Raw genomic sequence first — 14489 nt, forward strand, 5'->3', positions numbered from 1 at the left:
GATGTCATGGCGTCGGGCGGTCGACGGTGAGAAGTCCTTGCAAGGCGGTCATATCCAGGCAGCGGTAGGTGAACGAGGGGCGCCCCACCTGCCCGTAGTGAAAGGACTCGCTGAGATAGCCGTGCTCGGTGAGGTATTTCAAATACTTGCGCACCGAAACGCGGGACATGCCGGTGGCTGGAATCAGGCTTTCGGTGGTGAAGGTTTCCGCGTCGAGGCTCAGAATGGCCTGGGCAATTTGCGCTAACGAGGGCGTCGTCAGCCCCTTGGGCAGCCCATCACTACGCGTCTGGCGTGGCCTGCTGGGCTGGAAAAGCCGGTCGAGGTCGCGTTGGTCGGCTTGTTCGGGTAGGCGCTCAAGGGTGGCGCGCACACGTCGGCAGGCATCGACGGCGACCTTGAAGCGCTCGAACTCGAAGGGTTTGACCAGATAATCGCGCACACCGAGGCGTCGTGCGGCGCGCACGGTCTCGGTCTCGCTGGCAGCGGTGATCAGGATGACGTCGGTGTCGCGGCCCAGCCGCTGCAGGTAACGGACGATTTCCAATCCGTTGCGGCCGCGCAGGTAGACGTCGAGCAGGATGACGTCGACGGCGTCGCGCTCCAGCACGTCCAGGGCGCTGGGAACATCGCCGCACTGCGCGACCAGCGCGACATCGTCGAGTCGGTTGAGATATTCGACGTTGAGGCGCATGACCATGGGGTCATCCTCGACGACGAGTACTTGCAGTGGCGTATCGCTCATGCCGACGTTCTCATTGTGCGCTCAATTCTCGGTGGCGGACGAAACGGGATAGGGCAGGGCGACTTCGATCAGGGTGCCGCGCCCGGGTTCGGAATACAGTGCCAGGGTACCCTCATGCGCTTCGACATGCTCGCGCACCATCGCCAGCCCGAGGCCGCGCTGGCGTCCCTTGGAGGAGGTGCCAGTGGTGAAGATGTGCGCCTGCATGGCCGCAGGAATGCCGGGGCCGGTGTCCTGCACATGTAGCGACAACATTGCGGCGTCGACGCCCATGGTGAGCGTGACGTGGCGCTCGTGCTGCGTGTCGACGGCGTCGAAGGCGTTCTCCAGCAGGTTGCCCAGCACGATGACCAGCGTATGAATCATGGCGGGGTCTTGCGGCGCGGGAATGGCGTCCTCAACGTCCAGCGTCAAGGTAATGTCGCGCTCGCGGGCTTCGCTCTGCTTACCCAGCAAAAAGCCCGCCAGCACCGGTTCGCTGATGCCTTCGACCAGCGCTGCGCCCGGCGCGATATGGTGATCCGCCACGTCGCGCAGATAGCGGTGCAGTGCGGGATATTCCTCGAGTTGCACCAGGCCGAGCATGACATGCAGTTTGTTCTTGAATTCATGCGTCGCCGCGCGCAGGGCTTCGGCGTAACGTCGCACGCCGGTCAGCTCCTCGGCGAGCAGGCGGACTTCGCTCTTGTCGCGGAAGGTCGCCACCGCGCCGATCACCTGGCCCTGGTGGCGAATCGGCATGCGATTGGCGAGCAGTGCCTGGCCGTTGATGAAGACTTCCTGGTCGAGCGAGGCCTCGCCGCTTTGCAGCACGTCCGGCAGCCCGCTCTGGGGCAGGTAGTCGGTGATTGGTGTGCCCAGCGCCGGCGTTTCCAGGCCCGCTTGATGCAGCAGCGAGCGCGCGGCGGCGTTGGTCAGGGTAATATGCCCGGCGACATCCACCGCGAGAATACCCTCGTGCACCGAGCCGAGAATCGCTTGGCGTTCTTCCACCAGGCGCGTGATCTGGTGGGGCTCCAGGCCCAGCAGCACACGCTTGATGTAACGTGCCAGCCAACTGGCGCCGAGGGTACCCAGAAGCATTAGAAGTGCGATACCCAGTACCACGCGCAGACGGTTGTCGGCCAGGCGAGCGCCCAGCGTATCCAGTGTCACCCCTACCGAGACGGCGCCGATCACCTCGCCGGCAGCATCGCGTACCGGTGCGAAGCCGCGAATACTGACGCCCAAGGTCCCTTCGGCCCGCGACGCATAATGCTCGCCCCGCAGTGCTGCGCCTTCATCGCCGCCCTGGAAATGCTCGCCGATACGTGTCGGGTCGGGGTGCGTCAGACGAATGGCATGGGGGTTCATCACCACGATGAAATCCACATTCAGGCGCTGACGCAAGGCGTCGATCTCCCTTTGTACGTCGCTATCGGCGGTAAAATCGTGCTTTTCTCCTGCTTCTTTCAGTACGTTGACGACACGTCGCCGTGAAGCCACGACCTGAGCGATATCGGTCACGCGCGCCGCCTGGGCGTCTTCTTGGGTATCGTGCAGGGCAGCATCGAACATCCACAACGCCACGCCCAGCGTAACGATCACCGTCGAGGCCACGAGCAGCGAGATCAGCACATTGAGATGAACAGTCGGCAAGCGAGGCATGCGTAGCGGACCCTATGGGTGATTTTCGACCTTGGTGTAATACCCAAGCCGGACGCGCTATGCCGGATACAAGGTCGTCGTTTTCAATAATTTCAAAACGCTTTAATAAGTTGGCAAAGCTTGGTTCACGGCATGTGCGGCTTATCCTCGGCGACGTTCACGTTCTCCGCCCGCGCGGGCGGATTCCAACACATGGGAGCACGCCAATGAATACCAGTGCCGCTACACAAAGCCTGGACGATACCCAGCACGCTTCGAGCGTGCTGGGTGCGCGCATCTTCGGCATGCCACTGCCGGTTTTCTTCATCGCTTTCGCCGTCATGGTCGTGGCCATGCTCACCGACACGCTGCCAAGCGGCATGATCGGTGCCTTGCTGGTGATGATGATACTCGGTGAATTGCTGGGCTTCATCGGTGATCGCCTGCCGATCGTCAAGACCTACCTGGGCGGCGGCGCCATCCTGGCCATCTTCGGTGCGGCCGCGTTGGTTTATGTTGGCTGGCTGCCGACCGGTATCACCGACAATGTCACCGAGTTCATGAAAGGCGGCGGTTTTCTCAACTTCTACATCGCCGCCTTGATCACCGGCAGTATTCTGGGCATGGATTCCAAGGTGCTGGTCAAGGTCGGGTCGCGCTTTGCGCTGCCCTTGCTCTGTGCGGTGTTCTTCGCGGGGCTTTTCGCGGTGATCGTCGGTGCCATAATGGGCTTCTCGCCTCAGGATGCCCTGGTGGTCATCACCCTGCCGATCCTTGGTGGGGGCATGGGTGCGGGCGCGGTGCCCATGAGCCAGATCTACGAGCAGCTTCTTGGCCAGCCGGCAAGCTACTACATTTCGATTCTGGTGCCGGCGCTGGCGCTGGGTAACGTCTTCGCGATCATCATCGCGGGCCTGCTCAACGGCCTGGCCAAGCGCTTCCCCAAACTGACGGGTAACGGTCAGATGATGCCAGGCGTGGAAATCGAAGAGCGCAAGAGCACCTTCGATCTCTCCAAGCTGGGCATCGGTGTCGTCGCTGCGCTGACATTCTTCACCGCCGGGCAGATTCTGGGTGGCTTCATCCCGCTGCATCCCTATGCGCTGATGATCATCCTGGTCGCCGTGCTCAAGATCGCCAATGTGGTGCCGGAAAGCATCAACGAGTCTGCCTCGCAGTGGTTCCAGTTCGTCGCCAAGAACTGGACCTTCGCGCTGCTGTTCGGGATCGGCATCGCCTATACCGACCTCGGCCAGGTGATCGATGCCATCACACCGACCTATGTGATGATCGTGCTCGCCGTCGTGGCCGGGGCCGCCTTCGGCGCTGGGCTGGTCGGCAAGCTGGTGGGCTTTTATCCCGTCGAATCCGCCATCACCGCAGGGCTGTGCATGGCTAACATGGGCGGTACCGGCGATGTCGCGGTGCTCTCCGCCGCCAAGCGCATGCAACTGATGCCCTTCGCGCAGATCTCCTCGCGCTTGGGCGGCGCCTTGATCCTGCTGATCTCGAGCATCCTCGTGCCGATATTCTTTACCTGAGCATCTTTGCCGCGATTCAAAAGGGCGCCCCATGGGGCGCCCTTTTTGTGTGTCAACGGTCGATCGCACGGAGCCGCGAGTTCGGCGTTTAGCCTTCTTCCTCGTCGTCGGCTAGCTGACGGCCGAACGCATGCCACTGGGCTAGCGTCATGACTTCGGTGGTCTCCGTCTGCAGGTCATGGGCGATCAGTAACTCACCGCGCTCGAGCTGGCGCTTGAGTTCGCGTACCCAGGCCGGCATGCCTTCACCTTCATCGGTGGTGTCGTAGCCTTCGCGGGTGACGAAGCCCTCCAGCAAAGTATCCAGCGTGTCGGCCGGCAGCATGCGGTAGGGCACTTCGATGAAACGTCCGCTCATTGGTTTTCCTCCGCGTTTTCCCACTCGGCGAGTCGTTGCAGGAAGGTGTCTTCGTCGAGCACTTCCACATCGAGCTCGCGTGCCTTGTCGAGCTTGCTGCCCGCCGCCTCGCCGGCGACGAGCGCGGCGGTCTTCTTGGAGACACTGCCCGAGACCTTGGCGCCCAGCGCCTGCAGGCGCGCCTTGCCGTCATCGCGGGTCATGCCTTCGAGGGTGCCGGTGAGCACCCAGGTCTGCCCGGCCAGCGGCTGGGGGCGCTCAATGATGGTTTGCTCGTCCCACGTGACGCCGACGTTGATCAGGTCGTCCAGGGTCTCTTGATTGTGGACCTGGCGGAAGAAGGTATGAATATGCCGGGCGACCACGGGGCCCACGTCCTCGACTGCTTCCAGCGCTTCCAGCGTGGCCTCGCGCAATGCCTGGAGCGTGCCGAAATGGCGTGCCAGATTGGCGGCGGTGGCCTCGCCCACTTCGCGAATGCCGATGGCGTAGATGAAACGCGCCAGCGTGGTGCGCTTGGCGGTTTCCAGCGCATTGACCAGATTGTTGGCGGACTTTTTCGCCAGCCGGGGCAATTCGGCGAGCTCGTCGGCCTTGAGCCGGAACAGGTCCGCCGGTGTCTTGACCCACTCGCGCTCGACCAGCAGGTCGATCAGCTTTACGCCCAGGCCGTCGATATCCAGTGCCCGGCGGCTGGCGAAGTGCTTGAGGGCTTCCTTGCGCTGCGCGGGGCAATACAGGCCGCCCGAGCAACGTGCCGCGACTTCGCCCTCGGCGCGCTCGATCTGCGAGCCGCAGACCGGACACTCGGTTGGCATCTCGATGGCACGGGTCTCGGCCGGGCCTTGGGCGTCGACGACACCCACGATCTGCGGGATGACGTCACCGGCACGGCGCACGATCACGGTATCGCCGATGCGTACGCCGAGGCGTGCGACCTCGTCCATGTTGTGCAGTGTGGCATTGGAGACGGTGACCCCGGCGACCTGGACTGGCGACAGCTTGGCCACCGGCGTCAGTGTACCGACGCGGCCGACCTGAAAAGCCACGTCGTTGAGCGTCGTGATCTGCTCCTGGGCGGGGTACTTGTAAGCGATGGCCCAGCGCGGGGCGCGAGCGACGAATCCCAGCTCACGCTGATCGCGTAGGCTATCCACCTTGAGCACGGCGCCGTCGATGTCGTAGTCGAGGCCGTCGCGTTGCTCGCCGAGGCGGTGGCAAAAGTCGATCACGCCGCGTTCGCCTTGGACAAGATCGAGCAGCGGACTGGTGCGAAAACCCAGGTTGCGCAGGCGCTTGAGATAATCGGAATGCGAGCGGGCATCGTCATCGCCCTCGAGCCGGGCGACCTGATAGGCACAGAACTCCAGCGGGCGCTGGGCCGCAATCTTGGAATCAAGCTGGCGCAGGCTGCCGGCGGCGGCGTTGCGCGGATTGGCGAAGACCTTGTCGCCGTTCTCGCGGGCGCGTTCGTTGAGCGCTTCGAATCCGGAGTGGCGCATGTAGACCTCGCCACGCACTTCGATCCGCGAGGGTACTGCGTCGCCGCGTAGCTTGAGCGGAATGGAGCGCACCGTGCGCAGATTGAGCGTTACGTCCTCGCCGGTGCGTCCGTCGCCGCGTGTAGCGCCCTGCACCAGTTGGCCGTTCTCGTAGACCAGCGCCACGGCCAGGCCGTCGAGTTTGGGTTCGCAGCAGAATGCGAGCGTCTCGCCGTCGCGTTCGAGCTTGTCCGCGACGCGTTTGACGAAGGCCGCAAGCTCCGCTTCGTCGAAGGCGTTATCCAGCGACAGCATGGGCACGGCGTGGGTCACTTCCTCGAAGCGTGCCGCCGGTGGCGCGCCGACACGCTGAGTGGGCGAGTCGGGCGTCACCAGCTCGGGGTGCTCGGCCTCCAGTGACTGCAGTTCGCGCAGCAGGGCATCGTATTCCGCGTCGGTAATCTGCGGCGCATCCTCGACATAGTAGTGGTAGTTGGCGTCTTCCAACCGCTGGCGCAGGGCCTCGGCCCGTTCACGGGTCGCTGAAGAAATCTGGCTCATGGTGTCTCGGTGGTGTTCGGTGACGTCGGCGGCTCGTCGCGCATGGGTGATGCCGACAGTGTAGCGTTTCCGCGGATGATATCAGCAATCAGTCGCCGTCCCGGGTGAAGATGGTCGGCGAGCTCGCGCTCCAGCGGCAAGGGTTCGTCGCACAGCCGCGAGGCGATGACCTCGGCACACAGTGGCGCGCTGGCCAGCCCGCGCGAGCCGTGCGCGGCACTGACCCACAGGCCGGGATGATGCTGTCCCGGCGTGGTGGGAGCGCGACGAGCATCGCTGCCGAGCACGGCGTAGTCGTCGAGCCAGGCCTCGCGCACCGGCACCGGGCCGGCGTAGGGCGACTTATCCGGGCTGGCGGCGCGCAGGCTGACGCGCGCCTCGCAGGCGGCGGGATCGAGTGTGGCGCCGGCCGCGCGTAGTGCCTCGGCGAAGGCGGGCAGGGTGGCCTCGAATTCGGCCAGATTGCGGGCATGGTCGGCCGCACGCGGCGTGGTATCGGTATCGCCGGGGTCGAAGGTCGCCCCCAGGCTGAGCACGCCGTCCAGGGCCGGGGACACATAGCCCCCCGCGCAGACCACGCGGGCCAGCGTTGGTGCACCGGGCGGTACCGACAGATGGGTGAGCTGGCCACGAATGGGTTGGAGCGGGAGCCCGGCCAAGGGTGTCAGCTTCGACGCCTCGTGAGCGGTGGCGACAACCACTTGATCGGCCTCGAGTGCCGTGCCGTCGGCTAGCGCGATGCGCCATCCGGCGTCGTCCGCGTCGCGCTCGAGTGTGCGTGCCTCGCCTTGGTGGAAGGTGATCCTCGGGTGGGCGGCCAGGTGGCGGCAGAGCACATCGGGACGCACCCAGCCAGCCCGGGGATACGCCAGTCCCGAGGCGTTCAGCGGCGTCTCGGCGGCATGGCTTGCGGCAGCTTGATCGACGCCTTTGACCACGCTCTCGGGCAATCTGTGGTACTCGAGAAAGCGCTGCTGACGTCTGGCTTCCTTGGCGTCGAGGGCGAGTTGCAGCACGCCGCAGTCGCTCCACAACTGGTCACGCTCGGAGTCGAGCGTAGCCAGCCAGCGCCGGGTATGCAGCAAGCCGGCGAGGTAGACGCGGCTTTGCGGATTGGTCTCGGCGGCCAGCTTGACGTAAAGCGCCCCCTGGCGATTGCCGGATGCCCCGGCGCCGGGGCCATCACGTTCGAGCAGGGTGACGCGTACACCGCGTCGCGCCAGGGCGGTGGCCACGCTGGTGCCGGCGAGCCCCGCGCCGATGACCACCACATGTCGCGCGGGCAATGCCTCGGGTGGCATGTACCACGGCGTTGCCGCGCGGCGCGTATCGTGCGGCGGCTCGGCGATTTCGCCGCACAGCATCTCGCGTTTGCGTCCGAACCCCGGCACCTTGCGCCAGGCGAAGCCGGCGGCGCGCAGGCCACGCTTGACCACGCCGGCGCAGGTGAAGGTAGCGAAGCTCGCCCCCGGGCGACTGACAGTAGCCATCGCCTCGTAAAGCGCCGGTTGCCACATGTCGGGATTGTTGGCCGGTGAGAAACCATCCAGAAACCAGGCGTCCACACGGCCGTCGAGACGCGACAGGCGCTCGGCGGCGTCGCCGAAGTGCAGATCCAGCGTGACGCGCTCGGAAAGCCACAGCCGGTGGACTCCGCTGAGCGGTTCGGGCCATTGATCGGTCAAGGGGCGAGCATGCGCAGCCAGCTCGGGCCAGATCGCCAGTGCTCGCGCCAGGGCGTCGCGCGGTAGAGGATACTTCTCGGTGGAGACCAGGTGCAGGCGCGCCTCAGCGGGCGCATGCCGCTCGAAACACATCCAGGCACAAAGCATGTTGAGGCCGGTGCCGAAACCGGTTTCGCCGATCACGAAAGGGCGTGCCTCCCGCCATGTGGCGAAGCGCTCGGGCAGGCGGTTGCCGTCGATGAAGACATGCGTGGTCTCGGCGCGGCCGTCGTGACGCGAGAAATACACATCGTCATGGACGCTGGAATAGGGCGCATCGCCGATATCGTCGGCGCGCCATTCCAGGTTGGGTGCGCTCAGCGCGGTCAGTGGCGGCAGGGGAGACGGAGGGGGCGACATGGCTCTCGGCAAGGACGTGAAAACTGGTTAAAAATTGATCGAAATTGGCTGGGCGGCGTGACGACCGCCATCGAGAAAGGCGTCCGCCGCCTCTTCACAATGTTATCCACACCTGGTGTGTATAAAGGCTCGCAGCTCCGGGTGTGGATAAACGCGTTACGGCAATACCTTCTTGAACGGCTTGACCGTGACCTTGGCGTAGACGCCGGCGATCACGTAGGGGTCGGCGTCGGCCCAGGCCTGGGCTTCCTGCAGGTTGTCGAATTCGGCGATCACCACGCTGCCGCTGAAGCCGCCTTCGCCGGGGTCGTTGGCCTCCACGGCGGGGTTGGGGCCGGCGAGCACTAGGCGTCCTTCGTCGCGGAGCTTTTGGAGACGCGCCAGATGATCGGGGCGCGCCGTCTTGCGGCGTTCGAGGCTGTCTTGCACATCATCGCTGACGATCGAGTAAAGCATCAGAGGTCATCCTTCTGGTGGTCGTTTTGCGAAAGCGTATCACGAGGCATGTGACGGGCCAGGTAAATGCCCTGGCCGATCACGAACAACAGGGTCAGCCCCAGCATGCCGAACAGCTTGAAGTTGACCCAGGTGGCCTCGTCGTAGGTCTTGAAGACATACACATTGATCGCGCCCAGTGCAATGAAGAAGAGCGCCCAGGCGAGATTGAGGCGGCGCCAGGTCGCGGCGGGAAGCGTGAGGGCCTTGCCCATCATGCGCTCGACGAGGGTCTTGCCACCGAACAGCGGGGCGACCAGAAACGCGAAGGCGAACAGCCAGTTGACCACGGTCGGCTTCCATTGGATGAACGCCGCGTTATGAAATAGCACGGTCGCCCCGCCCATGACGACGACCAGCACCAGAGTCACCAGCTGCATCTTTTCCACACGACGGTAGCGCCACCACATGAAGGCGACCTGCAGCAGCGTGGCGGGGATCAGCACCAGGGTGGCGAGGAGGATATCGCCGCTGAAGTGATACACCGCAAAAAACAATACGATGGGCAGGAAATCCAAGAACATTTTCATCGGCGAGCATCCTGTGAGGTGTCGGCGCGGCACGGGAATTGACCCAGCGCAGCGCAAGCGAGCACTATAGCGAGCCTATTCTGACAAAGACGCCGCACCGCGTCATGCCCATGAGCCAACCCTTGCCGCCCCTGCCCGATACGTTCGATGCCGATCTTGGCCTCGACCTGCACATGCATTCCACCGCCTCCGATGGCGCGCTATCGCCACAAGCGTTGACCGACGCCTGTCACGCCAAAGGCGTCACGCGATTTTCCCTGACCGATCACGACACCGTGGCCGGCGTTGCCGAGGCCCAGCAGCATGCGGAAAGCTTGGGTATGCGTTGCCTGGCGGGCAGTGAGTTATCCACCTTGTGGCGCGGTATCGGCATTCACGTGGTGGCATTGTTGCCTGAAGGGGCCAGTGGCGCCTTGGTGCCCGGTCTCGAGGCGCAGGCGCAGGCCCGTGTGGCACGCGCCGAGGAAATCGCCAAGCGCCTCGAGAAAATCGGCCTCGATGACGCCTTGGCGCGCGCCCGCGAGCAGGCTGGTAGCGAGCGGCCCCTGGGACGGCCGGATTTCGCCAAGGCCCTGGTGGCGGCGGGTTTGGTGCCGGACATGCCGACGGCCTTCAAGAAGTATTTGGGCGCCGGCAAATCCGGTGACGTGAAGACCCATTGGCCGTATCTCAGCGAGGTGGTCGAATGGATTCGCGACAGTCAGGGCATCGCGGTGCTGGCGCATCCGCTGCGCTATCGCCTCACGCATCGCAAGCGCAGCCAACTGCTGGACAGCTTCCGTGAGGCCGGCGGGGAAGCCGCCGAATTGATCAGCGGCCATCAAAACGCCGACGTAGGGCGCGACCTGGCCCGCCAGCTCGAAGCGCGCGATCTCATGGGGTCGCAGGGCAGCGATTTTCACTATCCGGGTGGGCCGCTGGCGCCGGGCGTGATGAGCGCGCCGCCGCGTTGTTCGGTAACGCCGGTGTGGTGTCATCCCAGGCTTGCGAGATTCGCCGCGTAAGGTTAATGCTGGGCATGAGGCACGCCGTGCGGCCCAGCGCCTTCGCGTTTCAGCACGTTCGGTCCTCGGTACTTCCGGTTCGTTCTTCCGGCCCAAGGAGGCAGGCATGACCCAGTTCTTTCAGATTCATCCCGACAACCCACAGAAACGGCTCATCGATCAGACGCTGGAGATTCTGCGCGGTGGCGGCGTGATCGCCTATCCGACCGATTCCGGCTATGCGCTCGGGTGCTGCCTGGGCGAGAAGAAGGCCATCGAGAAGATCAAGTGGCTGCGCTCGCTGGATGACAAGCACAACTTCACGCTGGTGTGTTCCGACCTGTCTCAGATCGGCACTTACGCCAAGGTCGATAACGACGTATTTCGTCTGCTCAAGGCGCATACGCCGGGGCCGTATACCTTCATTCTCAACGCCACCAACGAAGTGCCGCGTCTGCTCTTGCATCCCAAGCGGCGCTCTATCGGGGTCCGCGTACCGGATCACCGCATCAGCCATGCGATACTCGCAGCGTTGGGCGAGCCGTTGATGAGCGTGACGCTGATCCCCGTCGACGACGATCTGCCGATGACCGACCCTGAGGAGATCCGCGAGCGCTTCGGCGCGCATCTCGAGGCTGTCATCGACGGTGGCGCCTGCCACCTGGACCCGACCACGGTGGTCGATCTGCGCGAGATCCCGCCGACCATCGTCCGTGAGGGGCGTGGTGACGTCGCGCCGTTTAGCTAGTACGTCAACGCCGAGTCACCGCGCTCAGCCACGTCCCAGTCGAAAGGCCCTGAGGCGTGGCAGAACGGTGGCGATATCCACGGGGCAGCCCTCGCCGAAGCCGAAATAGACCTCTCGGAAAAGCGCATAGAGTTTGTCGCACGCCTCGCGATTCGCCGAGGTGGGGGTGAACGTGCAGACGGGCGGGCAGAGGCGCTCTTGGGCTGCTTCGATACTGTCGAATAGCCCCGCAGCGACGGCGGCGAAGATGCAGGCACCGATTCCGATGGGCGAACGAACGGGGACCGAAACCTCGGTATTTAGCATATTCGCGTAGATTTGATTGAGCCCGGCGTTCTTCTGGGGAATGCCGCCAGCGTTGATGACGCGACGTATCACGAGCCCATGTTCGGCCATCCTTTCATGGATGACGCGCACATGCATGGCCATCCCTTCCAACGCGGCATGCATCTCATCGGCGGCGCTATGCCCCAAATCCCAGCCCAACGTCATGCCAGCCAAGTCGGAGCGCACAAGCACGGTACGATCGCCGTTATCCCATACCAGCCGCAGCAGTCCGGTCTGACCGGGGCGACGTGTTTCAAGGCCTTCGCAGAGAGTCGCGACGTCGCTGCCCGCACGTCGTGCAATGGCCTCGAAAATATCGCCCGTGGCGGATTGCCCTGCCTCTACGCCGATCATGCCGGGCACCACGCTTCCAGGCACCGAGCCACAGATACCGGGGACGGGCGTCATGGATTCATCGCTCAACGCGATGATGCAGGTCGATGTACCTACGACGTTGACTACATCGCCGGGTCGACAACCGCTGCCGATGGCATCCCAGTGACTGTCGAAGGCGCCATAGGCGATCGGAATATGGGCAGTCATTCCCAGTTTATCGGCCCATTCCGGCGTTAGATGCCCGGCCGTTTGGGTAGAGTCGCCGTAGCGTCCGGTCAGTTTGGCGTTGATGCCGTCGAATAGCGGATCGACACGCGTCAGGAAATCTTGGGGTGGCAATCCGCCCCAGGACTCTCCCCACAGCCATTTATGGCCCATGGCGCATATCGAACGGGGAAGTTCCTCGCGACGTTTCAGCCCGCATAGCGTGGCGACGAGCATGTCGCAGTGTTCAAGCGCGGTGTAGAAGTGTGGGCGCTTGTCGGGATTATGGCGTAGGAAGTGGAGGAGTTTCGCATACCCCCATTCGTGCGAGTAGGTGCCGCCACACCATTGTAGGGCCTCCAGTCCTTCCTCACGCCCCTGCGCGGTGATTGCGACGGCCTCGGCGTGGGCGCGGTGGTCGCACCACAGGTAGTAGTCGTCGAGAGGGCGTAGATTCTCGTCCACCATTACCACGCTTGATCCAGTGGTATCGGCAGCAAAGGCAGCGATATGTCGGCCGTCGACTCCGCTGTTGCGGCACGCCTCGTGCATCGCCTGCACCAGGGCCCGCATGTGATCGTCGTGATTCTGTTGAGCGCGCAGTGGATCGTCGGGCGAGCGCTTTAATGGATAGTCGGCGATAGCGGTACCGACCTGCTCGCCGCTTTCGCTGTTCATGAGCGTGACGCGCACGTTGAGCGTGCCGAAATCGGCACCGGCCACCAGTGTCATAGGCGCTCCGTTTGTCCGTAGGTGGCTTGGGCGCCGTGCTTGCGTAGAAAGTGACGATCACGCAGCGCATCGGGAATCGGTTCGACCTGAGGATTGAGACGCTTGGTGAACCACGCCATCCGCGCGCATTCCTCGAGGATCAAGGCGTTGAGCGCCGCTTCCTTGGGGGTGCGTCCCCAAACGAAAGGGCCGTGACCGGCGACGAGCACCGCAGGCATCTCCAGAGGGTCGCGACCTTCAAAAGTTTCGATGATGGCCTCCCCGGTGGCAGCGACATAACGATCGCCTAGTTCCCCTGGACGAAGGTGGCGGGTCACGGGGATGTCACCGCGGAAATAGTCGGCATGGGTGGTGCCCAAGCAGGGGATAGGCATCAAGGCTTGAGCGAAGATCGTCGCATAAGTCGAATGGGTATGGATGACGGCGCCGATTCCGGTGAAAGCACGGTAGAGAACCAGATGGGTATCGAGGTCCGACGAGGGGCGCAAGCGATCCTCGACCACTGCGCCATCGAGGCTCACGGTGACCATATCCTCTGCCGTCATGGTGTCGTAGGCCACTCCTGAGGGCTTGATGACCACTTGGTCCGTGGTGCGATCGATTCCGCTGGCATTGCCGAACGTCGCCATGACCAGGCCATCGCGAACGGTATCGAGGTTGGCCTCCAGGACGGCCCGTTTCAAAGCGGAAAGCGACATGGCAGGCTCCTTGCTTGATGGTAGGAAGAGGAGCGCACCCTTTCGGGGGCGCTCGTGGCGAGGTTCAGCGCCCCGTCCAGCCGACGTAGTCGTCGACGTTGTCGGCGGTGATGAGCTTGGGTTGGATCAGCACGGTATCCTGCTCCAGAGATTTGCCCTGGAAGACTTGGTAGGCCAGATCCATGGCCTTGGCGGCCATGACGTAGGGATCCTGACTGGCCGATGCCTTGAGGAGGGAGTTGCCTGACTTCAGGGACTTTTCGGTATCGGGAGCACCGTCGACGCCGGTAATGATGATGTCGTTGCGATTGAACTGGCGAGCCGCCAATTGAGCACCGAGCGCCATGGGGTCGTTGGCGCCAAACACCGCGTCGAGATCGTCGTAACGGGTCAGCAACCCTTGCATCACGTTCATGCCACCGTCGCGACTGCCCTTGCCGTTCTGGTCATTGGAAACGACGTTGATCTCGTCGTGCTGGGAGAAGACCTCGGAGCAGCCCTTGAAGCGGTCGTTGAGCGACGACGACGAGGGTCCCTTGATAATCGCGACATTCCCTTCGCCATCGAGCGAGTCGACGATGTATTGGCAGGCTTCGCGTCCCGCCGCCACATTGTCGGTCATTACCGTCACCTCGGCGCCAGGGGCCGAAACATCGAAGGCAGCTACAGTGACGCCGGCGTTCTTGGCCCGCTGGACGGCCGGTGCGATAGCGCTGTCGTCTACGGCGTTGAGCATGATGATGTTCACGCCGGCGGCGATGAAGTTATCGATCTGATTGACCTGCTTATTGAGGTCATAGTCGGCCGACACCGAGGTGATCTTCACGTCTGGGTTAATGTCCTGGGCGGCATCGGTGATGCCCTTGATAGTGGCGACAAAGAAAGGGTTGCCCAAAAGGCCGACAGAAATGCCGACGCTTTCCAGCGGTTTGTCTTCGGCGATGGCCGTTCCCGAGGCCATGGCGATCATGCCGGCGCAAACAATGGTAGTGAGTGGTTTGTACATTGTTGTCTCCTCGTTCTGCTGACGTTGCTACTTG

General features: G+C 63.5%; 13 protein-coding genes. 3 read left to right on the forward strand and 10 right to left on the reverse strand.

Annotation, left to right across the window (positions count from 1 at the left end):
• Positions 1-4: 4 nt before the first annotated feature.
• Together L1071_RS01085 and dcuS are read right to left on the reverse strand one after the other, a co-directional pair.
• Positions 5-745, reverse strand: a complete 741-nt coding sequence (locus L1071_RS01085; RefSeq protein WP_246967655.1) for a response regulator — start codon at positions 743-745, stop codon at positions 5-7.
• A 21-nt stretch (positions 746-766) separates the two neighbouring features.
• Complete coding sequence (dcuS, locus tag L1071_RS01090) at positions 767-2392, reverse strand: DcuS/MalK family sensor histidine kinase (protein WP_246967658.1); 1626 nt, start codon at positions 2390-2392, stop codon at positions 767-769.
• 206 nt (positions 2393-2598) lie between these two features.
• Between dcuS and L1071_RS01095 the strand changes: the two genes are divergently transcribed.
• Complete coding sequence (locus L1071_RS01095) at positions 2599-3912, forward strand: 2-hydroxycarboxylate transporter family protein (RefSeq protein ID WP_246967661.1); 1314 nt, start codon at positions 2599-2601, stop codon at positions 3910-3912.
• An 88-nt stretch (positions 3913-4000) separates the two neighbouring features.
• On the opposite strand, the gene L1071_RS01100 is transcribed toward L1071_RS01095, so the two are convergent.
• From L1071_RS01100 to L1071_RS01120, 5 genes are all read right to left on the reverse strand, one after another.
• Positions 4001-4270, reverse strand: coding sequence for a YheU family protein (locus L1071_RS01100; protein ID WP_246900356.1), 270 nt, complete (start codon positions 4268-4270; stop codon positions 4001-4003).
• Entirely contained in the window at positions 4267-6312 is a 2046-nt protein-coding gene (ligA, locus tag L1071_RS01105) for an NAD-dependent DNA ligase LigA (RefSeq protein WP_246967663.1), read from the reverse strand. Before ligA ends, L1071_RS01100 begins: the two co-directional genes overlap by 4 nt.
• Positions 6309-8396 carry a bifunctional tRNA (5-methylaminomethyl-2-thiouridine)(34)-methyltransferase MnmC2/FAD-dependent 5-carboxymethylaminomethyl-2-thiouridine(34) oxidoreductase MnmC1 gene (mnmC, locus tag L1071_RS01110; protein WP_246967665.1) on the reverse strand — a complete coding sequence of 696 codons (2088 nt, stop codon included), beginning with the start codon at positions 8394-8396 and terminating at the stop codon, positions 6309-6311. Before mnmC ends, ligA begins: the two co-directional genes overlap by 4 nt.
• Before the next feature lie 156 nt (positions 8397-8552).
• On the reverse strand, positions 8553-8852 hold the full coding sequence (locus L1071_RS01115; protein WP_246967667.1) for a YciI family protein: 300 nt from the start codon (positions 8850-8852) through the stop codon (positions 8553-8555).
• Positions 8852-9421, reverse strand: coding sequence for a septation protein A (locus tag L1071_RS01120; protein ID WP_246967668.1), 570 nt, complete (start codon positions 9419-9421; stop codon positions 8852-8854). Before L1071_RS01120 ends, L1071_RS01115 begins: the two co-directional genes overlap by 1 nt.
• A 110-nt stretch (positions 9422-9531) precedes the next feature.
• Between L1071_RS01120 and L1071_RS01125 the strand changes: the two genes are divergently transcribed.
• Entirely contained in the window at positions 9532-10425 is an 894-nt protein-coding gene (locus L1071_RS01125; protein WP_246967670.1) for a PHP domain-containing protein, read from the forward strand.
• Between the two features lie 106 nt (positions 10426-10531).
• Entirely contained in the window at positions 10532-11152 is a 621-nt protein-coding gene (locus tag L1071_RS01130) for an L-threonylcarbamoyladenylate synthase (RefSeq protein ID WP_246967672.1), read from the forward strand.
• A gap of 24 nt (positions 11153-11176) precedes the next feature.
• Here L1071_RS01130 and L1071_RS01135 read toward each other — a convergent pair whose 3' ends face one another.
• From L1071_RS01135 to L1071_RS01145, 3 genes are all read right to left on the reverse strand, one after another.
• Entirely contained in the window at positions 11177-12751 is a 1575-nt protein-coding gene (locus tag L1071_RS01135) for a ribulokinase (protein ID WP_246967675.1), read from the reverse strand.
• Positions 12748-13449 carry an L-ribulose-5-phosphate 4-epimerase AraD gene (araD, locus tag L1071_RS01140; protein ID WP_246967677.1) on the reverse strand — a complete coding sequence of 234 codons (702 nt, stop codon included), beginning with the start codon at positions 13447-13449 and terminating at the stop codon, positions 12748-12750. The genes L1071_RS01135 and araD overlap by 4 nt, the downstream gene beginning before the upstream one ends.
• A 64-nt stretch (positions 13450-13513) precedes the next feature.
• Positions 13514-14455 carry an ABC transporter substrate-binding protein gene (locus tag L1071_RS01145; protein WP_246967680.1) on the reverse strand — a complete coding sequence of 314 codons (942 nt, stop codon included), beginning with the start codon at positions 14453-14455 and terminating at the stop codon, positions 13514-13516.
• Positions 14456-14489: the final 34 nt, after the last annotated feature.

The sequence above is a fragment of the Chromohalobacter sarecensis genome (genome assembly GCF_023061135.1).
GTDB classification, from domain to species: Bacteria; Pseudomonadota; Gammaproteobacteria; order Pseudomonadales; family Halomonadaceae; genus Chromohalobacter; species Chromohalobacter sarecensis.

Excerpts from the sequence above, each read along its gene's own strand:
- L1071_RS01145 (WP_246967680.1), bottom strand. The coding sequence starts at position 14,455 with ATGTACAAACCACTCACTACCATTGTTTGCGCCGGCATGATCGCCATG.
- mnmC (WP_246967665.1), bottom strand. The coding sequence starts at position 8,396 with ATGTCGCCCCCTCCGTCTCCCCTGCCGCCACTGACCGCGCTGAGCGCA.
- L1071_RS01135 (WP_246967675.1), bottom strand. The coding sequence starts at position 12,751 with ATGACACTGGTGGCCGGTGCCGATTTCGGCACGCTCAACGTGCGCGTC.
- L1071_RS01095 (WP_246967661.1), top strand. The coding sequence starts at position 2,599 with ATGAATACCAGTGCCGCTACACAAAGCCTGGACGATACCCAGCACGCT.
- L1071_RS01120 (WP_246967668.1), bottom strand. The coding sequence starts at position 9,421 with ATGAAAATGTTCTTGGATTTCCTGCCCATCGTATTGTTTTTTGCGGTG.
- L1071_RS01115 (WP_246967667.1), bottom strand. The coding sequence starts at position 8,852 with ATGCTTTACTCGATCGTCAGCGATGATGTGCAAGACAGCCTCGAACGC.
- ligA (WP_246967663.1), bottom strand. The coding sequence starts at position 6,312 with ATGAGCCAGATTTCTTCAGCGACCCGTGAACGGGCCGAGGCCCTGCGC.
- L1071_RS01125 (WP_246967670.1), top strand. The coding sequence starts at position 9,532 with ATGAGCCAACCCTTGCCGCCCCTGCCCGATACGTTCGATGCCGATCTT.
- dcuS (WP_246967658.1), bottom strand. The coding sequence starts at position 2,392 with ATGCCTCGCTTGCCGACTGTTCATCTCAATGTGCTGATCTCGCTGCTC.
- L1071_RS01130 (WP_246967672.1), top strand. The coding sequence starts at position 10,532 with ATGACCCAGTTCTTTCAGATTCATCCCGACAACCCACAGAAACGGCTC.
- araD (WP_246967677.1), bottom strand. The coding sequence starts at position 13,449 with ATGTCGCTTTCCGCTTTGAAACGGGCCGTCCTGGAGGCCAACCTCGAT.
- L1071_RS01100 (WP_246900356.1), bottom strand. The coding sequence starts at position 4,270 with ATGAGCGGACGTTTCATCGAAGTGCCCTACCGCATGCTGCCGGCCGAC.
- L1071_RS01085 (WP_246967655.1), bottom strand. The coding sequence starts at position 745 with ATGAGCGATACGCCACTGCAAGTACTCGTCGTCGAGGATGACCCCATG.